The following is a 22,470-nucleotide window of genomic DNA, read 5'->3' as shown; positions in this document are numbered from 1 at the left end:
GGGGCATAGCCACCGCGAGCGCAATACAGGGCGTCGGCTTTTTTTATTATCAATGGGATAAACCCCGATGCTACAGCTTCGAAGCAGTTTCTGGCGCGTGGCGCATGGCCGCGAAATAGAACTCGGGCCGCGCGGCGTAATCATGGCGATCATCAATGTGACGCCGGATTCCTTTTCGGATGGCGGACGCTACGAAAGCGTGGATGCCGCCGTCGAGCATGCCCTTCAGTCCGTCAGCGAGGGAGCCGCGATCATCGACATCGGCGGGGAGTCGACACGCCCGGGTGCTGCCGAAGTCAGCCCTGCGGAAGAGCAGTCCCGCGTGCTGCCGGTGATCGAGGCTCTGCGCGGCAGGAGCGATGCGCTGATTTCGATCGACACCTACCGGGCGGAGACGGCGCGGCTCGCCGTCGGGGCCGGCGCGCATATCATCAACGACGTCTTCGGATTGCAGAAGGAGGCGGAGATCGCGAGGGTTTCGACCGATACCGGCGCCGGACTCTGCCTCATGCATACGGGCCGCGAACGCGAGAAGCTGCCGGACGTGATTGCGGATCAATATCATTTCTTGGTCCGCTCCCTGGAGATCGCCGCGGAAGCAGGCGTCATGCGCGAGCGGATCGTGCTTGATCCGGGATTCGGCTTTGCCAAGGACGCCGACGAGAACCTGGAGCTGATGGCGAGGTTTGCCGAATTGCAGCGTTTCGGATTGCCGCTGCTGGCGGGCACATCGCGAAAGCGCTTCGTCGGTGCTGTCACAGGACGGGATGCGGCTGAGCGCGACGTTGCAACGGCGGCGAGCAGCGCACTGCTCAGGCTTCAGGGTGCTGCGGTTTTCCGGGTGCACAATGTCGCAATCAACAGGGATGCGCTGGCGGTCGCGGATGCTATGCTGGCGGCGCGCCGGGATTTCGAGCAAAGAGAAGGCTGATGGGCACGAAATATACAATCACGCTGCAGAATTGCGCGTTCTTTGCGCGTCACGGGGTTCACGACGAAGAGGAGTTCCTCGGACAGCGGTTCTTCGTCGATGCCGAGCTCGACGTCGTCGCGGCGGGTGCGCTCGAAAGCGACTCGATCGACGATACCGTGAACTACGGGATTGCCTTCACCGTGATCGAGGAGATCGTCACCGGCAGGCGCCGCAACCTGATCGAAGCGCTGGCGCTCGATATCGCCAAGGGTCTCTGCGAAAAGTTTCATCAGATCAGGCGCGCCAAGATCACGGTGCGCAAGCCGAATGCGCCAGTGCCCGGCGTTCTCGATTTCGTACAGGTGAGCGTTGAACACTTTGCCGGCTGATCGTTTCAGACCCGCCACGCTCGGTCTCGGCGGCAATCTCGGTGACCCCGTGAAATCGATGGCTGCCGCCCTGCGGAAGCTCGACGGGCGTGACGATTGCCGGCTCACCGCCGTGTCGCGGCTCTACCGCACGCCGCCCTGGGGCAAGACGGACCAATCCTTCTTCTTCAATGCATGCGCGGCACTCCATACGTTGCTCGAACCGGAGGCATTGCTCGACGTCTGTCTCGGCATCGAGCGCGACATGAAACGCGAGCGCATCGAGCGTTGGGGACCGCGAACGCTCGACATCGATCTGCTGACATTCGACGATATCGAACAGGGGGCGCCGAGGCTGGAACTGCCGCATCCGCGCATGACCGAGCGAGGCTTCGTTCTGATGCCGCTTGCAGATTTTGCCGCGGACCTCATCGTCAAGGGCCGCACCGTCGCGGATTGGCTTTCGCGAGCAGATATCCAAGGCATCGAGATCGCCGATGCCGATCGCGAGTGGTGGCGCAGCGCCTGAAATGAAAAAGCGGCGGAAAATCCGCCGCTTGGGTGACTGCTATCGTACAGCCCTTACTCGACGGAGCCGACCGTCATTTCATCGATCTGGCGGGTCAGGGTGAGGCCGATCACCGGCACCATGCGATCCTCGACCTTTACCGACACGGTGACGTTCATCGTCTTGTCGTCGCGGACGCGGGCGATCATCGCGCCGTTCAGCTTGGCGCGGTTCAGGCCGACGACGACGGTGTCCTGTGTGACGGTGCCCGAGACGACATCGAGACCCTTACCGGCGGCACCATCAAGGAATTTGCCCTTATAGCCGCCGCGCGACTGGGTGATGACGGCGGACATCGGCTGTTTGAACACGCCAACGCGGCAAGAGCCGTCGAGCTTGATGCCGGCGCCGCCGTCGCTCACGGCAGAACCGATGAGGTTGCAGCTAAATTTCGTGCCCTTGTATTTGCCGGCGACGATTTCGCCCGGACCTCTCCAGTTGCCCGCAACAGACTCGAAGAAAGCCTTGTCGCGTGTGGCGGCGGTGGCAGCAGGGGCAATATCGGCCGCCGGAGACAATGCCGCGGCGACGAGCCCGCATACGAAGAGAACTTTGCGCGAATACATGGATTTTCCTTGGCAAACACCACCCGTTAGTAGCCTGGAGTTTTGCCGAATAATGGTTAATGCTTGGTTTCCAATGGGCCGAAATGCACGGAAACAAAGGGCTTTCCAAAGGCTCGCCAAATTCAATTCATATTGCCAGTGCCATGAATTTCCTGCGTTTTGCAATTCCCTCCGTTACGGAAGGCGCCAGGTGCGAAAATGTTTATTTGCGACCGGTGCGCGGCACTACGGAGGGCGCCAGATCGCCGATGAAGTCGCCGATTCCCGGCCGCTTCAATGCGCGGAACGCAAGCGGACGGCACAGATCCATCGCAGCTATGCCGATACGGGCTGTCATCAACCCGTTGATAATGCCTTCGCCGAACCTGGCCGAGAGCTTGGAGGCAAGGCCGTGGCCCAGGACCTGTTGCACGAGGCTGTCGCCGACGGCGATCGAGCCGGTGACGGCGAGATGCGCCAGAACATCCCGCATCAGGCGAATCATCCCAAGCGTGCCGGGCCTGCCGCCATAAAGCTCGGCCATGGCGCGGATCAGGCGCGAGGCTTCGAAAAGCACGTAGAGCAGATCGACGATCGCGCGCGGGCTGACAGCGGTAACGATCGAAACGCGCTTCGATGAATTGACGATCAGCGCTCTTGCCTGGCGGTCCAGAGGCGCCAGCAATTCGCGTTCGGCGAGTGCGACGAGATGCGGCGCGTCGATGATGTCGCCTTCGGCGGCTTTCAAGGTTGCGCGGCCCTTGGCGGTTTCCGGCTTTCCGGCAAGCAGGTTTGAAAGGTTCTTCACCAGGGCGCGTGCCTTGGCGGGCTTCGTCTCCAGTATGGCGGCTTCCGCCTCGGCCTTGATCGTCTGCACCGCCGCGAGGCGCATTATACCCGCCGTTTCGCGGATCACGATGGCGACGACGGCGAGGATGCCGATCGCGAGCGCCGCCAGCGCCGTGTAACCAAGCCAGTCGGCGCGGGAAAAGAGGTCGCGGATCAGGCTGTCGGTCCACAGGCCGAAGGCGAGCGAAAGCAGGACGCCGAAAGCAGTTAGTGCGATCTTGGCAAAGGAGGTGCGCCGTTTGCGCGGCACTGCGACCGGCAAGGGGGCGATATCCTTGTCCGAATTGATGAAGGGGTCGTCTTCGTCCGATGTGAGGACGACTTCGCCGCCGAAGCTTGCCGGCTTGCGGGCCTCCTGCTTCCTGTCCGTCTCGACGGCGCGCGGATCGTCCTCATAGGCAAAGGCCGCCGGTGTGCGGCGCGGCCGGTCCGAATCTCCAGAAGCGGGTTTGCTCATGCGAGGCGGTCTCCAAACAGAAACTGCATGGCCCGGTCGAGCCGGATATGCGGGACCGAAAGCTTGATGCCGCTGCCGGTTTCCTCGAGCTGCGGCGGCCGGAAGCGCACAATGTTAACATCCGGCAATTGGACATCGCGGCTGGCAGATTCAATGCCGTCGAACAGGCTTTCGGGGTCTTGCGGAAGGTCGCCCGGGAAGACCGCCGTCTTCCTCATGCCGTCGAAGCGCTCGCCGGCGATCGTTTCGCCATCGATTGGCGTGCCGACGATCACCGGCAGATCGTGGCCGTCGCGCTTGACGGTCGCCTCCCGCGTGGCGCGCACCGAGGCAAGTGCCATGACGTCGAAGCCGGCGCCTGCCATGCCGATCCGGTGGACGGCGCGCTCGACAAGGCGGCGCGTCAGCGCATCGAGGCGGTCGTGGCTTTCGTGATGCAGATGATCGGCTTTCGTGGCGGCCACGAGAACGCGGTCGATCCGGCGGCCGAGGAGCGACGAAAGCAGCGAGTTCGTACCGGGACGGAAGCAGGCAAGCACATCCGTCAACGCGCGCTCCAGATCCTGGATCGCCTCCGGGCCGCGGTTTATCGCCTGCAGCGCGTCGACGAGAACGATCTGGCGGTCGAGCCGGGCAAAATGTTCGCGGAAGAAGGGTTTGACGACGACGGATTTGTAGGCCTCGTAGCGGCGCTCCATCATTGCCCAGAGCGAACCTTTGGGCGGTTTGCCTTCGGAAGGCAAAGCGAGCGGCGCGAAGGTGAGCGCGGGAGAACCTTCAAGGTCGCCGGGAAGCAGGAAGCGGCCGGGCGGCAATGTCGACAGCGAGCGCTCGTCGGCCTTGCAGGCTTTCAGGTAATCGGTGAAAGCCGTCGCGAGATCGCGCGCCTGCATCTCATCGGCGGGCGCCTTGACGTCGATGGCTCCGGTCAGTGCCAACCAGCCGCGAGAAAGTTCCGCGCGGATGCCGCTGCGGGCGAGCGCCAGCGTCTCCTCGCTGAAGGTCCGGTAGTCCTTGGCCAGCAGCGGTAGATCAAGCAGCCACTCTCCGGGATAATCGACGATATCGATCGAGAGACGGCCGGGCGAGAACAGACGGTTCCAGCCACTGGCGCTCTGATAATTCAGCGTGATGCGCAGTTCGGATATGGCGCGGGTCGAATCCGGCCAGACACGGTCCTTCACCAGCGCCCGGATATGATCCTCGTACTGGAAACGTGGCACGGCGTCATCCGGCTGATGTTCCAGTCGCACGGCCGACACCCGGCCGGACTGAACCGGCTCGAAAAGCGGCAGGCGTCCGCCATGCAGCAAATTATGCACGAGGGACGAGATGAAGACCGTCTTACCGGACCGGGAAAGCCCGGTGACGCCGAGGCGGATCGTCGGTTTGACGAGACTCGAGGCGCGGTCTGCGAGGTTGTCGAGCGCGATACGCGCGTCGCCGGTAAGGGATGTCAGGCTTGGCGGCAAGGCGGAATTCCGATTGTCAGTGCTCAAGCATATAGGACGTGGATGCTGTCCGAAAAAGAAGCGGCGCGAAAGACGTCAGTCGTGCACGAAGTCGGTAAGCTTCCACCCTGCAGACGCGCCGTCGAAATCGAGGACTGCAAGGCCCGCCGTGGGAAAGCCGTCCGGCAATGCACGGAGCAGGGCATCGTGACCGATGAGCGCTTCAAGCGTCTGCTCGGTTGTCGGGTTGTGACCGACAAGCATGACGGAGCCCACGGTCTGGCTGTCGATGATATCGAGGTAGACCTCGGGGGTGGCGTTGTAGAGTTGGTCGACGTAGCGGATGTCGAGCGACAATCCCATAGCGCGATGCACGGCGTCCGTGGTCTCGCGGCAGCGCCTCGCAGTGGAGCTTATCAAAAGCTCCGGCCGGTAGCCTTTGTCGGCGGCGCGGTCTGCCACGAGTTCCGCGTCGTCATAGCCCTTTTCATTCAAAGGCCGGTCAAAATCCCGTTCGCCGGGCTGCGCCCAGGCGGCTTCTGCATGCCGCAACAGATAGATTCGTGAAGGCGAGGGCAAGGTTGCGGCCATAGAAGATTCCACGAGCGAAGGAGCCTTTTCAGTAGCGTCCGCAGATCACCGCCGTCAACCGCATCGGCATAGCGATGGCGCAAAACAGTAAGCTCAACACGCGTTCTTGAACGGGAAGCAACAACCAGCATTCCTAATAGTGGTGCGAAAATAGTCTGTTAGCTTAAAAATATGACAGATTTAAAAATCTGTTTACCTGTCGTATTTGGCTTGAACCCGCGATAGCGCTTGGGATATACACCCCGCCATATGAGATGTTCTTCAGGAGAATCGCGTTGAGTGAGAAGATCGATCTTAGCAGCTACGTTCCCTCGGAAGACGAGGAATTCATGAACGCAAATCAGCGGGCTTACTTCAGAGCCAAACTTGTTGCCTGGAGAAACGATATCCTTAGAGAAGCGCGCGAGACACTCGACCATCTCGCAGAAGAAAGCGCCAACCATCCGGACCTCGCGGATCGAGCCTCTTCAGAAACGGACCGGGCGATCGAACTTCGCGCCCGCGACCGCCAGAGAAAGCTGATTTCCAAGATCGATGCAGCATTGCAGCGGATCGAAGACGGCACCTATGGCTACTGCGAGGAAACCGGCGAGCCGATCGGCATCAAGCGTCTCGACGCACGTCCGATCGCAACTCTGTCGATCGAGGCGCAGGAGCGCCACGAGCGGCGCGAAAAGGTTTATCGCGACGAGTGAGCTTTTCAAAGTTCTTCGTAGAAATTAAAGGCACCGCAGTCTGCGGTGCCTTTTTTCTTGCGAGAGCTTTCCTGCAGGCAGGGCGGCTTACTTTTCGCGATTGACGCTCATTTCGCCAAAGATGCGGGCCACTTCCTTTTGAAGGTCGGCATCGGCGCCGGTGATCGGTGCCATGTCCGGATCGCGGCGCTGCGGGTTGCCGGGCTGCGGCGGAACCGGGCGGGCAGGGGCGTTCGCAGCGGGAACAATACGCTGCGCCGCAAGCGTATTGTTCATCTCTTCCTGAAGAATGCGCTCGAAGTCGCTGGGCGCTGCCTTCGAGGTGGTGGCAGCGTCGCCGGTCACGACAGGTATGCCTTCGGCGACGGTCGGAAGGCTCTGTGCTGGCGGCGTCGAGACCTGCGGCTCCATCCGCTGCTGCGGCAGAACGCGCTGGCGCGCCGCGTCGAGGATGTCGGCGGCGCTGGCTGCCTCGATCACCGGGGCGGCGGCGGGCCGCTCCGCAGGCCTCGGAATGATCGGCGGCAAAGCAGCAGGGCTGGCAGGCTCCCGCTCGATTTTTGCCGCCACGGCCGATGTTGCCGCAGACGGCGCTGCGGGCTCCTGTTGTGCGGGCGCTACGGCAGGAGCGGTTGCCACGGGATGCAGACGCGGCTCGACGGCAGGCGCGGGAGCCGGAGCCGGAGCCGGAGCATAGGGTTCGTCAGGTTCCGGTTCGCGCTCGAAAGCTGTGACCGGTCTTGCCGGCTTGACGGGCGGCTCTTCGGGCGTCGAAACGACAGGCTCCGGCCGAGGCGCCGGCGGGGCTAAGGGCGCTATGAAGGCGTGGTCGGAACCCTCATCTGTATCCTGCAGGATGCGGCTTTCGATAACGATGTCGGTCGGACCACCGATCATGATCAGATGCTCAACGTCGTCACGGCGCACGAGCACCAGCCGGCGGCGCGTATCGACGGCTGCGGCATCCAGCACCTGCAATCGCGGCAGACGGTTCTTGCCGCCGCGTACAAAGGGTGAGGGCGCTCGGCTGCGGAGGATCCACAAGATACCGATCAGGAGCACCAGCGCGATGCCGACGCCGCCCGCTGCGAGGAGGAAACGGCTGCCATAGGCGCCCATTACTTCGTCGAACATGATCTTTTACTCCGGTTGCCGCGTTCGCCATAACATGACGGCTTTTCAGCTCCTTAGGCAATAGGCAGCCTGATTGTCCAGTCATGTCCGAACGCCAGGACATGTTTCTGCGGCGCGCTTGGTTGTCGAAAGTGGCGCCGTTCGTTGTGAATTCAAGCATTCTTGGCTCTTCACAGTGTTTTTGCGGACGCAGCAACTTGCTAAGAAGGAACGAACGCCTGATTCCTGCTTTGTCTTGAGATTATAAGCGAATGTTGGACAGGCTCATGTGAGGAATAGATGACGACACCACGTCAGGCTGACGACTACAATGCCCCGATCGTGGATCGCGGAGGACGCTCGGGAACGGCTGTTCGCATCATTCTTCTGGCGCTTGTGCTTGTCGCAGCCGCAGGCAGCTTTGTGTACTTCAAGGATTCGCTCGAAAATGAAATGGTCCTCGGCGTGCTGGGCGTGCTGGCCATGGTCGGCATCTTCTTCCTCGTTTCCTCGGTCATCGGCTTCATCGAGGTCATGCCCCAGCGGCAATCGGATAGTCTCGCCAGGTCATTTCTCAATAGCCATCCGGACGGTTCGCTGATTACCGATGGGAAGGGCCGGATCATTTATGCCAACGCGGCCTATGGAAAGCTGACCGGCGCCCGCAAACCGACCGAAGTGCAGACGCTCGAAGCGCTGCTTTCACGCCACCGGGAATCGAACGAGGCGCTTTACCGTCTGTCGAACGGGCTGCGCGAGGGCAAGGAAGGCCAGGAGGAATTCCGTCTGCTGCGGACCCTTGGCCCGGCAACGAACAATTCTGGCGCTCACTGGTACCGTCTCAAGGCGCGAACCCTGCGAACCGAGGAAGGCTCCGGCAAGCCGCTGCATATCTGGCAGATCAGCGACATCACCGCCGAGCGCGATGACCAGGAGCGCTTCTTCAAGGAACTGCAGAACGCGATCGATTACCTCGACCATGCGCCGGCAGGTTTCTTCTCGGCAGGGCGCAAGGGCGAGATTTTCTACCTGAACGCAACACTTGCCGAATGGCTGGGACTCGACCTCACGAAGTTCGTGCCGGGCTCGATGACGATCGGAGATCTCGTGGCAGGCGGCGGGCTGGCACTGATTCAGTCGGTGCAGGCCGAGCCCGGTCTTAAGAAAACCGATACGCTCGACCTCGACCTCAAGAAGGCGAACGGACAGAGCCTGCCGGTGCAGATCATACACAGCGTGACTTCCATGCGCGACGGCGCGCCGGGCGAGAGCCGGACGATCGTGCTCAGGCGGCAATCGGGCGGCGAGAACGAGCAATCCGCTTCTGCCGCGGCGATGCGCTTCACGCGCTTCTTCAACAACACGCCGATGGCGATCGCCTCGGTCGACGGCGACGGTCGGATCCTGCGCACGAATGCGCCATTCCTCAAGCTCTTCTCCGGCATCGTTTCGCGCGATGACGTCGAAAATGGCGCAGCGCTGGAAGTCATCCTTCAGGAAAGCGATCGACAGAGGCTGAAGGATGCCCTGGTGGCGGCAAAGGACCGCCAGGGCGATATCCCGCCGATCGACTCGCGCATGCCGAACGATGAAGCGCGTCATTTCCGTTTCTACGTCAACGCTGTCATCGACCAGAGCGACGAGGCGCCGGAAGAGGCCGCGATCGTTTATGCCGTCGAGATGACGGAACAAAAGGCGCTGGAAGCGCAGATGGCGCAGACGCAAAAGATGAATGCGGTCGGCACGCTTGCCGGCGGAATCGCGCACGACTTCAACAACGTGCTGACGGCGATCCTGTTGTCTTCCGACCATCTGCTGCTGCAAGCGCGGCCGTCCGATGCAAGCTTTGCCGACCTGATGGAAATCAAGCGCAATGCGAACCGCGCCGCGGTTCTCGTCCGCCAGCTGCTTGCCTTCTCGCGCAAGCAGACGATGCGTCCGACGGTATTGAACCTCACGGATGTCGTCGGCGACCTGCGCATGCTTGTCGACCGGCTGTTATCCGGCACCAACGTCAAGCTCGATGTCGAATACGGCCGCGATCTCTGGCCGGTGAAGACTGACCTGTCGCAGTTCGAGCAGGTGCTTATCAATCTTTGCGTCAATGCGCGCGACGCGATGCCCGAGGGCGGCAAGCTGACGCTGCGCACCCGCAACGTGACGGCGGCGGAAGTGGCCGGTTTCAATTATTCCTACATGCCGCATGAGGACATGGTGCTGATCGAGGTGGCCGATACCGGCACCGGCATTGCGCCCGACATCATGGACAAGATATTCGAGCCCTTCTTCACAACCAAGGAGGTGGGCAAGGGCACGGGTCTCGGGCTGGCGATGGTCTACGGCATCGTCAAACAGTCCGGCGGCTATATTCAGCCGGAATCCGAAGTCGGGAAGGGAACGACCTTCCGGGTCTTCCTGCCGCGCCACGCCCTCGACGCGGCTGTCGCCGCCGAGGCGGACGCTGTTGCGGCAGCCGAGACCGGTGCGGCTCAACAAATGCCGGCCGCAGCTCAGCCGGAACAACCGGAAGATCTGACGGGCAACGCCGTCATCCTGCTCGTAGAGGACGAGGAAGCGGTGCGCCGCGGCGGCAAGCGCATGCTGGAAACGCGCGGCTACACCGTGCACGAGGCCGGCTCAGGCGTCGAAGCGCTCGACATCATGGACGAGCTGGACGGCAAGGTGGACATCGTCGTTTCTGACGTCGTCATGCCGGAAATGGACGGCCCGTCGCTGCTGCGCGAATTGCGCAAGCGATATCCGGACCTGAAATTCATCTTCGTTTCCGGCTATGCGGAAGACGCTTTCGCCCGCAACCTGCCTCCGGACGCCAAGTTTGGGTTCCTGCCGAAGCCCTTCTCGCTGAAGCAGCTCGCCGTCGTCGTCAAGGAAACCCTGGAAGGCGAATAGGGGAGGCGGCAAGCGCCTCCCGTCAAAATCTCAATCGTCGAGCGCCACGGCAATTTCTGCCGCCAGGCGGGCATTGTTCTCGACGAGCGCGATATTCGTCTGCAGGCTCCGTCCGTCGGTCAGATCGAATATCGTGCTGAGAAGATAAGGTGTCACGGTCTTGCCGCTGATTTCGTCGCGCTCGGCGCTGTCGAGTGCGCGCTTGATATAGATCTCCATCTCCTCGCGCGGAATTTCATCTTCTTCAGGGACCGGATTGGCGATCAGCATGCCGCCCTCGATGCCAAGCTGTTCGCGGGTGATCTGGAAATTGGCGATGGCGGCCGGGCTGTTCAACGTCAGCGGGCTGCGCAGGCCCGAGGAACGGGACCAGAAGGCCGGGAACTCGGCACTCTCGTAGGTGACGACAGGAACGCCGCTGGTCTCCAGCACTTCCAGCGTCTTTGGGATATCGAGGATCGCCTTTGCGCCGGCGCAGACGACGATGACGCCGGTGCGGGCAAGCTCCTGCAGGTCGGCCGAGATGTCGAAGCTCTCTTCGGCACCGCGATGCACGCCGCCGATGCCGCCGGTCGCAAAGACCTTGATGCCGGCACAAGCAGCGGCGATCATCGTGGCAGCTACCGTCGTGGCACCGGTGCGGCGCTCGGCGATCGCGAAGGCGAGATCGGCGCGCGAGACTTTCATCACGTCCTTTTCCTTCGCGAGCTTCTCAAGCTGTTCCGGCTCCAAGCCGATATGCAGGACGCCGTGAATGACGGCAATCGTTGCCGGAACGGCACCCTGCTCACGGATAATCGCCTCGACACTGCGCGCCATTTCGATATTGCCGGGGTAGGGCATGCCGTGCGTGATGATCGTCGATTCAAGCGCCACCAGCGGCGCGCCGCGCTGCTTTGCAGCGGCAACCTCCTTGGAATAGGAGACCGGCAGGAGGGGGGAGATCGGTTTCGTCATTGTCTCTTCCGTTTCATCGATGTTGCCGCTTCAATGCAGAATTCTGGCACGCTGAACAAGGGCAAGGGTTTCCACAAGCAGTTCCGCGGAGAGTTTTTCGTTGACGGCATAGGGCGACTGGACCGTGAGTGCAGCAGCGGCCACGCCGTGCCGCAGGGCTTCCTCGAGCGGCAGATCCTGCATCAAGGCAAAGAGGACCCCGGCTGCAAGCGAATCTCCGGCGCCCGTTACGTCGGCGATGGTCTCGACCGACGGCGGCTGCAGGCAGAAGGTGCCACCCTTGCCGAAGGCGATCAGTTCGCGCTGCCCGCGCGTGATGACGCCGCTCTTCAGGCCGATATCACCGAGCAGTGACGCCCAATCCTCCGGCTTGTCCGGGCATTGGCCGGTCAGGGCTGCGGCCTCCGCCTCGTTGAGGAAGAGATGGTCGATGCCGCAGATGCAGGGCTTGAGCTTGACCACCTTTGCCGGCGATATGGCAATCGCGGCCACCGGTACGCCGAGCGAATTGGCGCGGCTGACGATCGCTGCGATCGTCTCTTCCGGCAGGTTCGCATCGAAAAGGATGAGGTCGTTTGCGGCGAAGGCTTCGCGCACCCAGCGGATCGCCAGCCGGCGCGGGACGAAGTAACGGTAAAGCTCCATGTCCGCGAGCGCGATCACTAGGTTGCCGTCCCGCTCCAGAATGGCCGTGTAGCTCGGTGTCTTGCGATCGAGAAAGACGAACGGCCGGTCATTGATGCCGGCTGCATAAGCCGCCTCCGTCACCATCTCGCCCGCCGGATCGCCCCCGCGCGGCGAGATCATGGTGACGTCCACGCCGAGCCGTGCAAGGTTTCTCGCAGCATTGAAGCCGCCGCCGCCCGGTTCCTCGAACCAAGCGCCCGGGTTGCTGGCGCCTGGCGCCGTCTCGCCGGAAATGCGCCCGCGCCGATCGATATGTGCGCCGCCGAGAACGAGGATTCTTTTCATCGCCCTGAATGCTCCCAGCCGATGGAGGAAACGAATCGTAGCAGGGCGCCGGATGCGGCAGCCTTGGTGTGACGCCTCCTAAGGCGTTGCTTTGCATCGATAAAACATATATAGAACACGAGCTGTTTTACCTTTTTCTTTCAATTATTTGGGCACCTATTGCGCGACTGGAACAAATAGAGTACAAACCAGACATTGCTCAAGCGGCTTCAATAACCTAAAGGTGGATCGGATGTCTCAAAATTCATTGCGGCTCGTAGAGGACAAATCGGTGGACAAAAGCAAGGCGCTTGAAGCGGCACTCTCACAGATTGAGCGGTCGTTCGGCAAGGGCTCGATCATGAAACTCGGCTCCAACGAGAATGTTGTCGAGATCGAAACTATTTCGACCGGTTCCCTCAGCCTCGATATCGCGCTCGGCATCGGCGGTTTGCCCAAGGGCCGCATCATCGAGATCTACGGACCGGAAAGCTCCGGCAAGACGACGCTTGCGTTGCAGACGATCGCCGAAGCGCAGAAAAAGGGCGGCATCTGCGCATTCGTCGATGCAGAACATGCGCTCGATCCGGTCTATGCCCGCAAGCTCGGCGTCGATCTCCAGAACCTCCTGATCTCGCAGCCGGATACCGGCGAGCAGGCGCTCGAAATCACCGATACGCTGGTGCGCTCCGGCGCCGTCGACGTTCTCGTCGTCGACTCCGTTGCAGCGCTGACACCGCGCGCCGAAATCGAGGGCGAGATGGGCGACAGCCTTCCAGGCCTACAGGCGCGCCTGATGAGCCAGGCGCTGCGCAAGCTCACGGCGTCTATCTCCAAGTCGAACACCATGGTCATCTTCATCAATCAGATCCGCATGAAGATCGGCGTCATGTTCGGCTCGCCCGAAACGACGACAGGCGGCAACGCGCTGAAGTTCTACGCCTCCGTCCGGCTCGACATCCGCCGTATCGGCGCGGTCAAGGAGCGCGAAGAGGTTGTCGGCAACCAGACCCGCGTCAAGGTCGTTAAGAACAAGATGGCGCCTCCCTTCAAGCAGGTGGAATTCGATATCATGTATGGCGAGGGTGTCTCGAAGACTGGCGAACTGATCGATCTCGGCGTCAAGGCCGGCATCGTCGAGAAATCCGGTGCCTGGTTCTCTTATAACAGCCAGCGCCTCGGCCAGGGCCGCGAGAATGCCAAGCTCTTCATCCGCGACAACCCGGATCTCGGCCGCGAGATCGAGATGGCGCTTCGGCAGAATGCGGGGCTGATTGCTGACCGCTTCCTGCAGAATGGCGGGCCGGACGCCAACGATGGCGATACAGACACGGATATGTAATTTGCAGCTTCAGTTTTGATGTATCGAAACCGGCAGCATTCCTTGATCAGAATGCGGCCGGTTTTCTTTGTCTGCTGGACAGTGGTTAATGCGGACGATAAAAGCCACTGGATTTGAGTTTGACCTGCCTTGGGCAGCATTGAAGGGCATAGCATGAGCGGCGTGAACGATATCCGGTCGACCTTCCTCGACTATTTCAAGACGAACGGCCACGAGATCGTGCCGTCGAGCCCGCTCGTGCCGCGCAACGACCCGACGCTGATGTTCACCAATGCCGGCATGGTACAGTTCAAGAACGTCTTCACGGGCCTGGAACAGCGCCCCTACAGGACGGCATCGACGGCACAGAAATGCGTCCGCGCCGGCGGCAAGCACAATGACCTCGACAATGTCGGCTATACCGCGCGCCACCATACCTTTTTCGAGATGCTCGGCAATTTCTCCTTCGGCGATTATTTCAAGGAACGGGCGATCGAGCTTGCCTGGAACCTGATCACCAAGGAATTCGGTCTCGACGCCAAGCGCCTGCTGGTCACCGTCTATCACACGGACGACGAAGCCTTTAACCTCTGGAAGAAGATCGCCGGGCTTTCGGACGAAAATATCATCCGCATTCCGACCAGCGATAATTTCTGGGCGATGGGTGATACCGGCCCGTGCGGTCCCTGTTCGGAGATCTTCTACGATCACGGCGATCACATCTGGGGCGGCCCTCCCGGCTCTCCGGAGGAAGACGGCGACCGCTTCATCGAGATCTGGAACCTCGTCTTCATGCAATATGAGCAGTTGACGAAGGACGAGCGCGTCGACCTTCCGCGTCCCTCGATCGATACCGGCATGGGACTGGAGCGCGTGGCGGCCGTGCTGCAGGGCAAGCACGACAATTACGATATCGATCTGTTTCGCGCGCTGATCGAAGCTTCGGAGGAGGCAACCGGCGTCAGGGCCGAGGGTGAGCGCCGGGCGAGCCACCGCGTCATCGCCGACCATCTGCGCTCATCCGCATTCCTCATTGCCGATGGCGTGCTGCCGTCGAACGAAGGCCGCGGCTACGTGCTGCGCCGCATCATGCGCCGGGCCATGCGCCATGCGCAGCTCCTGGGTGCCAAGGAACCGCTGATCTGGAAGCTGCTGCCGGCGCTCGTCCAGCAGATGGGCCGCGCCTATCCGGAGCTAGCACGCGCCGAAGCACTGATCTCCGAGACGCTGAAACTCGAGGAAACCCGTTTCCGCAAGACGCTGGAGCGCGGCCTGTCGCTGCTTTCCGACGCGACGATGACGCTCGGCAAGGGCGATATGCTCGACGGCGAGACGGCATTCAAGCTCTATGACACCTACGGCTTTCCGCTCGACCTGACGCAAGATGCGCTGCGCGCCCGCGAAATCGGCGTCGATCTCGCCGGCTTTACCGATGCGATGGAGCGTCAGAAGGCCGAAGCCCGCTCGCATTGGGCCGGCTCCGGCGACAAGGCGACCGAGACCATCTGGTTCGAACTCAAGGAGAAGCATGGCGCGACCGAATTCCTGGGCTACGACACGGAGACCGCCGAAGGCGTCGTCCAGGCGATCGTCAGGGACGGTGCCGCCGTCGCATCCGCCTCGGCCGGCGACAAGGTGCAGATCGTCGTCAACCAGACGCCGTTCTACGGCGAATCCGGCGGCCAGATGGGCGACACAGGCATCATCAGCTCGGACCATGCGAAAGTGGAAATCACCGATACGCAGAAGAAGGGCGAAGGCCTGTTCGTGCATTCAGGGACTGTCGTCGAAGGTTTACTGAAGACCGACGAGGCCGTCGCGCTGACCGTCGATCATGCCCGCCGGTCGCGCCTGCGCGCCAATCACTCGGCAACGCACTTGCTGCATGAGGCGCTGCGCGAAGTGCTGGGTACGCACGTGGCGCAGAAGGGTTCGCTGGTCGCGCCCGAACGCCTGCGTTTCGATGTTTCGCATCCGAAGCCGATGTCCGCCGAAGAGCTCAAGGTCGTTGAGGATATGGCAAACGAGATCGTGCTGCAGAACGCGCCGGTAACGACGCGGCTGATGAGCGTGGATGACGCGATTGCCGAAGGTGCGATGGCGCTGTTCGGCGAGAAATACGGCGATGAAGTGCGCGTCGTCGCTATGGGGCAGGGCGTGCGCGGCACGAAGGCCGGCAAGCCTTATTCGATCGAACTCTGCGGCGGCACGCATGTCGCCGCGACCGGTCAGATCGGGCTTGTGCGCATCCTTAGCGAAAGTGCCGTCGGCGCGGGTGTCCGCCGCATCGAGGCGGTCACCGGTGAGAACGCCCGCGAATATCTGGCCGAACAGGACGAGCGCGTGAAAACGCTTGCTTCGTCGCTGAAGGTTCAGCCTGCCGACGTACTTTCGCGCGTCGAAGGGTTGATGGACGAGCGCCGCAAGCTCGAGCGGGAACTCGCCGATGCCAAGCGCAAGCTTGCCATGGGCGGCGGGCAGGGCGGCTCGACGGACGCGGCGCGTGAGGTTGCCGGCGTAAAATTCCTCGGCAAGGCGATCACCGGCGTCGATCCGAAGGATCTCAAGGGGCTTGCCGACGATGGCAAATCAAGCATCGGTTCGGGCGTCGTGACGCTGATCGGCGTTTCCGACGACGGCAAGGCAAGCGCAGTCGTTGCCGTAACGCCGGACCTGACGGCGCGGTTCAGCGCCGTCGATCTTGTGCGCGTCGCATCTGCTGCCCTTGGCGGCAAGGGCGGCGGCGGCCGGCCGGACATGGCACAGGCGGGCGGCCCAGACGGCTCCAAGGCCGACGAGGCGATCGAGGCGGTGGCGGCAGCACTTGCAAGCTGATTTCATCTGCCGATGAGGTTTGAAAGGCGGGGGCTAGTCCTCCGCTTTTTGTGTGCGTGCCCCCGTGATCGGCACGCAATTCCTCAGGATTTGTCAATCGCCTTATGGTTTTCTGCAGCCGATCGATTTGCACGGGGCTTTGACACGAATGGCGAAACGGCATGGGCACTTTATGAAAACCGCCTGCGGCGGGTTTCGGCCTATATCCACGATCATCTCGACGAGGATCTGGATATGGAGCGCCTTGCCGAAATCGCCTGCATGTCGAGCTATCACTGGCACAAGATTTATCGCGCGATTTACGGCGAGACGTTGGCGGCGACCGTCAAGCGGCTGCGGCTGCATCGCGCGGCGGGCGATATCGTCCGCACGGATCTCACCGTCGGCGAGATTGCGAAGCGATCCGGCTATCTCAATCTCCAATCCTTTAACCGCATCTTCAAGTCTGTCTACCGCATGCCGCCGGCGCGCTACCGGAAAGAGGGAAGCCATAAAACCTTTGAACCCTCACCTAACGGAAAGACAGCGGCGATGTTCGACATAAACCTTACGGAAGAACAATCCCCGCGACGTTCCGCCGACCGAATTGCTGACGGATATCTACATGCCGCTCGCATGAAGCCTATTGCATCTGCTTCATGACTTCATCGTCCAGTGCGGTGGCTCGCCTGTAGCCTTCGCGGTTGGTCACGCGGCCCAGATAATCCGCAAAGGCCTGGCGCTTTTCGAACGTGCCGAAGCCCATCCCCCAGCCGATATGCGAACCGACGTAGACATCGGCGGCCGTGAAGCGGTCGCCGGCGATATAGGGCGAGGCGCTGACAGCTTTTTCGAGCGTATCCATGACGTCGCCGAAGCTACCGTAACCAGCCATCCTGCTTTTTTCTGCGGGGGTCACAAAGCCGAGTGCACGGTTCGTGGCAGCGGCTTCAAGTGGGCCGGCGGCAAAGAACATCCATCGGTAATAGCTGCCCCGTTCATTCGGTCTTGGAGCGAGCTCCTTTTCCGGAAAGGTCTCGGCGAGATAGGCGCAGATCGCGGCGCATTCCGTGACGACCGTATCGCCATGCCGGATCGCCGGCACCTTGCCCATCGGGTTCACGGTCAGGTATTCCGGCGCCTTCATCGTGCCGCCGAAGGTCATGATTTCCGTGCGGTAAGGAACGCCGGTCTCCTCCAGCATCCAGCGGGCGATGCGGCCGCGCGACATCGGGTTCGTATAGAATACCAGTTCTTCCGCCATGTTCTCCTCCTCTTGTTCTTAATTCCGGTTTAGCGTGCGCCCAAGCAAAATCAAGCCTTGCGCTCAAAGCGCCTTGCGGTACTGGATGAAGCCGGAGCGTTCGGCGATCTGGTCGTAGAGGCGCCGCGCCGTCGCATTGGTCTCATGTGTCATCCAGTAGAGGCGTCCGGCGCCATTTTTACGCGCAAGGTCGGCAACGGCCTCGATCAAGGCCGCTCCAGTTCCACGGCCGCGCTGGTCGGCTTCGACATAGAGGTCCTGTAGATAGCAGGTCCATTGCGGCAGCCAGCAGGAGCGGTGGAAGATGGCGTGCACGATGCCGGTGAGGCGGCCATCGCCATCGAAGGCGCCCAGCGCGTACACCTCTTCGGCCCGGTCGTGGAAGCGGCTCCAGGTCACGTCGGTGGTCTCCAGCGGAATAACGACTTCGTAGAAGCGCTGGTAGGCGGCCCACAGAGGCTCCCAGGCGGCGCGGTCAGAAGGCTGCAGCGGGCGGATGGATGTGGTCATTCTGGTGCTCCCCATTCTGTCGCTGAAATGAAAACGGCGGGAAGAACCCGCCGTTTCGTTGTTCGATGTCTCCGGGTGCCTCAGGCGCCCATGGCTTTTTGCAGGTTGGAGTCGATCTTGTCGAGGAAGGCAGTGGTTGAGAGCCACGGCTGGTCGGGGCCGATCAGCAGTGCCAGGTCCTTGGTCATGAAACCGGCTTCGACGGTGTCGACGCAGACCTTTTCCAGCGTTGAGGCGAAGCGGGCGAGCTCGGCATTGTCGTCGAGCTTGGCGCGGTGCGCGAGGCCGCGGGTCCAGGCGAAGATCGAGGCGATCGAGTTCGTCGAGGTCTCCTGGCCCTTCTGGTGCTGGCGGTAGTGGCGGGTGACCGTGCCGTGTGCGGCTTCGGCTTCGACCGTCTTGCCGTCCGGCGTGAGCAGAACCGAGGTCATCAGGCCGAGCGAACCGAAGCCCTGGGCAACGGTGTCGGACTGGACGTCGCCGTCATAGTTCTTGCACGCCCAGACGTAGCCGCCGGACCACTTCAGCGCCGAAGCGACCATGTCGTCGATCAGGCGGTGCTCATAGGTGATGCCGGCTTCCTTGAACTGATCCTTGAACTCGGTCTCGTAGACTTCCTCGAAGATATCCTTGAATCGGCCGTCATAGGCCTTGAGGATGGTGTTCTTCGTCGAGAGGTAGACAGGCCACTTGCGCATCAGGCCGTACATCATCGAGGCGCGCGCGAATTCGCGGATCGATTCATCGAGGTTGTACATGGCCATGGCAACGCCGGCACCCGGCGCGTTGAAGACTTCCTTCTCGATGACCTGGCCGTCTTCGCCGACGAACTTGATGGTGAGCTTGCCCTTGCCCGGGAACTTGAAGTCGGTTGCGCGGTACTGGTCGCCGAAGGCGTGACGGCCGACGACGATCGGCTTGGTCCAGCCCGGAACGAGGCGCGGAACGTTCTTGCAGATGATCGGTTCGCGGAAGATGACGCCGCCCAGGATGTTGCGGATCGTGCCGTTCGGGCTCTTCCACATTTCCTTGAGGCTGAATTCCTTCACGCGGGCTTCGTCCGGCGTAATCGTCGCGCACTTGATGCCGACGCCGTATTTCTTGATGGCGTTGGCGGCGTCCACGGTGACCTGATCGTTGGTCGCGTCGCGGTTTTCGACCGAGAGATCGTAGTAGTCGATGTCGAGGTCGAGATACGGATGGATCAGCTTGTCCTTGATGAGCTGCCAAATGATGCGAGTCATTTCATCGCCGTCGAGATCGGCGACGGGATTGGCGACCTTGATCTTCTTCATGTATCTGCCTCGTAAGCTGGATGGGGACGCATGTCCCGGGTGGGTGACGAAAAAATCCCGAGCGCTATAGCATTGCGAGCCGGGAACGCAAAGCCGCAAGCGCCGTTCAAAGCGCATTTTGGCGTGCCTTTGCCTAGTCTGAAGATTCGGCTAGTGTCCGCCGCTATTGCCTTTCGAACCGGATATTTCATCATGAAGACGATCGCCCTTCTGTTTCTTGCCTTCGCTGGTCTTCCTGCCGTCTGCGATGGAGCGGAGATTCCGGCGCCGGTGCAGGAAATCATGGATGCGACCGTCAAGAACTGGTCGGGCAACGAAACCGAATGGATCGACATCTTCGGCCCCGGAAAGCTCGACAAACTCTACAGCAAGGATTTTGTCGCGAAGTATCATGAGGCTGAGAAGCACCCGGCGATGGAGGACGGCATCTCGCCCTTCGACTACGACGTGATCGTCAACGCACAGGACGCATGCCCGCTCCAAGACCTGACGCTGACAGCCCAGGCGGCTGCCGAGGGCAAGGAGGAGGTCGTCGTCAGCTTCCGCAAGATGGCCTGCGGCGATGGCCCGGACGCGCAGACGATCTCGACCGTGCGTTTCGAGATGGTCACTGATGGCGGCAAGCCACTGATCGACGCCATCATGATGGAGAGTGCCGAGACAAAGGAAATGCGCTCGCTGAAGGCGGAAATGGTTGCCATCGCCAGGGGTGCGAGTGAAGGCGACGTCCGATTTGATCGGCGACACCCATAACTGGTCTATCCTGAGGCATGGGCCTTGCCGTTTCGGTTGTGCAAAGCTATTCCCCGCATGAAAGCAAGGACGGCATTCATGGCAGGCACGAACAGCGAGCGTAAACTTTTGGCCGAAGGACCGGTCATCATTCTGGTCGAGCCGCAGATGGGCGAGAACATCGGCATGGTGGCGCGAGCGATGGCGAATTTCGGCCTTGCCGAATTGCGCCTCGTCAATCCGCGCGACGGTTGGCCGAACGAGAAGGCACAGGCCGCCGCCTCGAAAGCCGATCACGTCATCGAAGGCACTAAGGTTTTCGAGACGCTGGAGCAGGCGGTCGCCGACCTCAATTTCGTCTATGCGACGACGGCGCGCGAACGCGATGGCTTCAAGCCGGTGCGTTCCCCGGTGGTAGCCGCCGAAACGCTGCGGGCGAAATTTCGCTCGGGCGAGGGCACTGGCATCCTTTTCGGCCGTGAACGCTGGGGCCTGACCAACGAGGAAGTGGCGCTCGCCGACGAGATCGTGACCTTCCCGGTCAATCCCGCTTTTGCCTCGCTGAACATCGCGCAGGCTGTGCTTCTGATGTCCTACGAGTGGATGAAATCCGGCATGGAGGATACAGGTACCGTGCCGTTCCAGGCGACGTCGCAGACGCAATCGACGAAGGAGCAGCTCTTCGGCCTTTTCGACCAGTTGGAGGAGGCGCTAGAGGCACGCAATTATTTCCATCCTGCCGGGAAAAAGCCGAAAATGGTGGACAATCTGCGTGCAGTCCTTTCCCGCCGCGCCTTCACGGAACAAGAAATCAGCGTGCTGCGCGGTGTGATATCCTCCCTTGACCGCTTCTCGCGCAAGTATCCGCGCGGAAGCCGGCCGCCTGCAGACGCCAAGGAACAGCCAAAAGATGACATCAGCGGCGAATGAGCTGAAACCGGTCTTGATCTTCGATTCCGGTATCGGGGGGCTGACTGTGCTTCGCGAAGCCCGCGTGCTGATGCCGGAACGCGGCTTCATCTACATCGCCGACGATGCGGGATTTCCTTATGGGGGCTGGGAAGAGCAGGCGCTGAAGGAGCGTATCATCACCCTCTTTGGCAGGCTGCTCGGGGAATACGATCCGGAAGTCTGCGTCATCGCCTGCAATACCGCCTTCACGCTGGTCGGTGCCGATCTGCGCGCCGCCTTTCCGCAGAAGACCTTCGTCGGCACGGTGCCTGCGATCAAGCCCGCCGCCGAGCGGACGCGTTCCGGCCTCGTCTCCGTGCTTGCCACGCCCGGCACGGTCAAACGCGCCTATACGCGGGATCTGATCCAGTCCTTCGCGCAGCAATGCCACGTACGCCTCGTGGGCTCGGAAAACCTAGCGCGCATGGCGGAGGCCTATATCCGCGGCGACGCCGTCTCGGACGAGGCCATCATGACGGAAATCGACCAGTGCTTCGTCGAAAAGGACGGACGCAAGACGGACATCGTCGTGCTTGCCTGCACGCATTATCCCTTCATGGCGAACCTTTTCCGGAGGCTGGCGCCATGGCCCGTGGACTGGCTTGATCCGGCGGAGGCAATCGCTCGGCGGGCGCGCAGCCTTGTGCCGCAGGTGGCCGATGGCGTTCACCCCGACGATTTCGACTTTGCGGTCTTCACCTCGGGCAATCCGGATTTCGCCACAACGCGCTTGATGCAAGGCTTCGGGCTGACAGTCAGGTGACGCTTCCGGTACTCAATCGTGATAGGATACGGTGCACGATCGGATCAACCTCGAAGGTGGGCGTGCAATGGCGACGGGCGAAGACTTGCGGCGCATCGCGCTATCACTGGCGGGTACGCTCGAGGCCCCGCATTTCGATCGAATGGCATTCAAGGTCGCGCGAATCTACGTCACACTCGCCGCCGACGGCCGGACGGCAAACTTCAATTTAACGCCCGACGAACAGCAATTCAAATGCATGATGTTGCCGGATGCTTTCTCGCCGGTGCCGAATGCCTGGGGCAGGCGGGGCTGGACGGCCACCGATCTGTCGCGGCTGGGCGAGGAGGATCTCGAGAATGCATTGCGCATGGCGTGGGCGCATGCGCAGCCTGGGAAGCCGGCCCGGCGATGAACGCCAGACCGCGTAGGCGGAATATCCGCATTCGCTGTGGGTTTTGCAAACGCGTGGG

At 61.5% G+C, this 22,470-nt stretch carries 21 protein-coding genes and 1 pseudogene; 12 read left to right on the top strand and 10 right to left on the bottom strand.

Translation table 11 applies throughout. The features are described from left to right. The first annotated feature begins 67 nt into the window (after positions 1-67). From folP to folK, 3 genes are read left to right on the top strand one after another with little or no spacing between them, the layout of a single operon-like run. Positions 68-931, top strand: a complete 864-nt coding sequence (gene folP, locus ISN39_RS09020) for a dihydropteroate synthase (protein WP_194729815.1) — start codon at positions 68-70, stop codon at positions 929-931. Then, entirely contained in the window at positions 931-1,302 is a 372-nt protein-coding gene (folB, locus tag ISN39_RS09015; RefSeq protein WP_194729814.1) for a dihydroneopterin aldolase, read from the top strand. Before folP ends, folB begins: the two co-directional genes overlap by 1 nt. Continuing rightward, positions 1,283-1,810 carry a 2-amino-4-hydroxy-6-hydroxymethyldihydropteridine diphosphokinase gene (folK, locus tag ISN39_RS09010; protein WP_194729813.1) on the top strand — a complete coding sequence of 176 codons (528 nt, stop codon included), beginning with the start codon at positions 1,283-1,285 and terminating at the stop codon, positions 1,808-1,810. Before folB ends, folK begins: the two co-directional genes overlap by 20 nt. Positions 1,811-1,863: 53 nt before the next feature. Here the strand turns inward: folK and ISN39_RS09005 are convergent, their stop codons facing one another. From ISN39_RS09005 to ISN39_RS08990, 4 genes are all read right to left on the bottom strand, one after another. Continuing rightward, entirely contained in the window at positions 1,864-2,415 is a 552-nt protein-coding gene (locus ISN39_RS09005) for a hypothetical protein (RefSeq protein WP_074068381.1), read from the bottom strand. A 202-nt stretch (positions 2,416-2,617) separates the two neighbouring features. Beyond that, on the bottom strand, positions 2,618-3,700 hold the full coding sequence (locus ISN39_RS09000; RefSeq protein ID WP_194729812.1) for a TIGR01620 family protein: 1,083 nt from the start codon (positions 3,698-3,700) through the stop codon (positions 2,618-2,620). Continuing rightward, positions 3,697-5,172, bottom strand: coding sequence for a YcjX family protein (locus ISN39_RS08995; protein ID WP_194729811.1), 1,476 nt, complete (start codon positions 5,170-5,172; stop codon positions 3,697-3,699). Before ISN39_RS08995 ends, ISN39_RS09000 begins: the two co-directional genes overlap by 4 nt. A gap of 75 nt (positions 5,173-5,247) precedes the next feature. Continuing rightward, entirely contained in the window at positions 5,248-5,742 is a 495-nt protein-coding gene (locus ISN39_RS08990; RefSeq protein WP_194729810.1) for a histidine phosphatase family protein, read from the bottom strand. A gap of 275 nt (positions 5,743-6,017) precedes the next feature. Here ISN39_RS08990 and dksA point away from each other — a divergent pair, with 275 nt between their 5' ends. Then, positions 6,018-6,437, top strand: a complete 420-nt coding sequence (dksA, locus tag ISN39_RS08985; protein WP_028739636.1) for an RNA polymerase-binding protein DksA — start codon at positions 6,018-6,020, stop codon at positions 6,435-6,437. A gap of 87 nt (positions 6,438-6,524) precedes the next feature. On the opposite strand, the gene ISN39_RS08980 is transcribed toward dksA, so the two are convergent. Continuing rightward, positions 6,525-7,571 carry a flagellar biosynthetic protein FliO gene (locus ISN39_RS08980; RefSeq protein WP_194729809.1) on the bottom strand — a complete coding sequence of 349 codons (1,047 nt, stop codon included), beginning with the start codon at positions 7,569-7,571 and terminating at the stop codon, positions 6,525-6,527. Between the two features lie 279 nt (positions 7,572-7,850). On the opposite strand from ISN39_RS08980, the gene ISN39_RS08975 reads away from it, so the two are divergent. Beyond that, positions 7,851-10,460, top strand: a complete 2,610-nt coding sequence (locus tag ISN39_RS08975; protein WP_194729808.1) for a PAS domain-containing sensor histidine kinase — start codon at positions 7,851-7,853, stop codon at positions 10,458-10,460. Positions 10,461-10,490: 30 nt separating this feature from the next. Here the strand turns inward: ISN39_RS08975 and ISN39_RS08970 are convergent, their stop codons facing one another. Together ISN39_RS08970 and ISN39_RS08965 are read right to left on the bottom strand one after the other, a co-directional pair. Further along, positions 10,491-11,417 carry a pseudouridine-5'-phosphate glycosidase gene (locus ISN39_RS08970; protein ID WP_194729807.1) on the bottom strand — a complete coding sequence of 309 codons (927 nt, stop codon included), beginning with the start codon at positions 11,415-11,417 and terminating at the stop codon, positions 10,491-10,493. Between the two features lie 30 nt (positions 11,418-11,447). Then, positions 11,448-12,389, bottom strand: coding sequence for a carbohydrate kinase family protein (locus ISN39_RS08965; RefSeq protein ID WP_194729806.1), 942 nt, complete (start codon positions 12,387-12,389; stop codon positions 11,448-11,450). A 232-nt stretch (positions 12,390-12,621) separates the two neighbouring features. On the opposite strand from ISN39_RS08965, the gene recA reads away from it, so the two are divergent. From recA to ISN39_RS08950, 3 genes and pseudogenes are all read left to right on the top strand, one after another. Next, positions 12,622-13,710: a recombinase RecA gene (gene recA, locus ISN39_RS08960; protein WP_028739637.1), complete on the top strand. Its 1,089-nt coding sequence runs from the start codon at positions 12,622-12,624 to the stop codon at positions 13,708-13,710. Positions 13,711-13,863: 153 nt separating this feature from the next. After that, positions 13,864-16,524 carry an alanine--tRNA ligase gene (gene alaS, locus ISN39_RS08955; protein WP_194729805.1) on the top strand — a complete coding sequence of 887 codons (2,661 nt, stop codon included), beginning with the start codon at positions 13,864-13,866 and terminating at the stop codon, positions 16,522-16,524. Between the two features lie 234 nt (positions 16,525-16,758). Continuing rightward, positions 16,759-17,073 (top strand): annotated as a pseudogene (locus ISN39_RS08950) (helix-turn-helix transcriptional regulator); the annotation flags it as partial. 73 nt (positions 17,074-17,146) lie between these two features. Here the strand turns inward: ISN39_RS08950 and ISN39_RS08945 are convergent. The 3 genes from ISN39_RS08945 to ISN39_RS08935 form a co-directional block, all read right to left on the bottom strand. Further along, positions 17,147-17,767, bottom strand: coding sequence for a glutathione S-transferase family protein (locus ISN39_RS08945; RefSeq protein WP_039845036.1), 621 nt, complete (start codon positions 17,765-17,767; stop codon positions 17,147-17,149). A gap of 63 nt (positions 17,768-17,830) precedes the next feature. Next, positions 17,831-18,277, bottom strand: a complete 447-nt coding sequence (locus tag ISN39_RS08940) for a GNAT family N-acetyltransferase (protein ID WP_194729804.1) — start codon at positions 18,275-18,277, stop codon at positions 17,831-17,833. A gap of 80 nt (positions 18,278-18,357) precedes the next feature. Next, a complete protein-coding gene (locus tag ISN39_RS08935) occupies positions 18,358-19,572 on the bottom strand; it encodes an NADP-dependent isocitrate dehydrogenase (protein ID WP_039845034.1) in 1,215 nt (404 codons plus the stop codon). A 192-nt stretch (positions 19,573-19,764) separates the two neighbouring features. On the opposite strand from ISN39_RS08935, the gene ISN39_RS08930 reads away from it, so the two are divergent. From ISN39_RS08930 to ISN39_RS08915, 4 genes are all read left to right on the top strand, one after another. Then, complete coding sequence (locus ISN39_RS08930) at positions 19,765-20,325, top strand: hypothetical protein (protein WP_194729803.1); 561 nt, start codon at positions 19,765-19,767, stop codon at positions 20,323-20,325. Between the two features lie 78 nt (positions 20,326-20,403). Further along, positions 20,404-21,234, top strand: a complete 831-nt coding sequence (locus tag ISN39_RS08925; protein ID WP_074070284.1) for an RNA methyltransferase — start codon at positions 20,404-20,406, stop codon at positions 21,232-21,234. Continuing rightward, complete coding sequence (gene murI, locus ISN39_RS08920) at positions 21,215-22,018, top strand: glutamate racemase (RefSeq protein WP_074068357.1); 804 nt, start codon at positions 21,215-21,217, stop codon at positions 22,016-22,018. Before ISN39_RS08925 ends, murI begins: the two co-directional genes overlap by 20 nt. Positions 22,019-22,085: 67 nt before the next feature. Then, entirely contained in the window at positions 22,086-22,412 is a 327-nt protein-coding gene (locus ISN39_RS08915; RefSeq protein WP_074068355.1) for an MmcQ/YjbR family DNA-binding protein, read from the top strand. Positions 22,413-22,470: the final 58 nt, after the last annotated feature.

Origin of the sequence: Rhizobium sp. 007, assembly GCF_015353075.1 — a bacterium.
In the GTDB taxonomy this organism is placed as follows: domain Bacteria; phylum Pseudomonadota; class Alphaproteobacteria; order Rhizobiales; family Rhizobiaceae; genus Rhizobium.
Note: the sequence above shows the minus strand (reverse complement) of the source record. Positions and strands in the feature narration are given on the sequence as shown.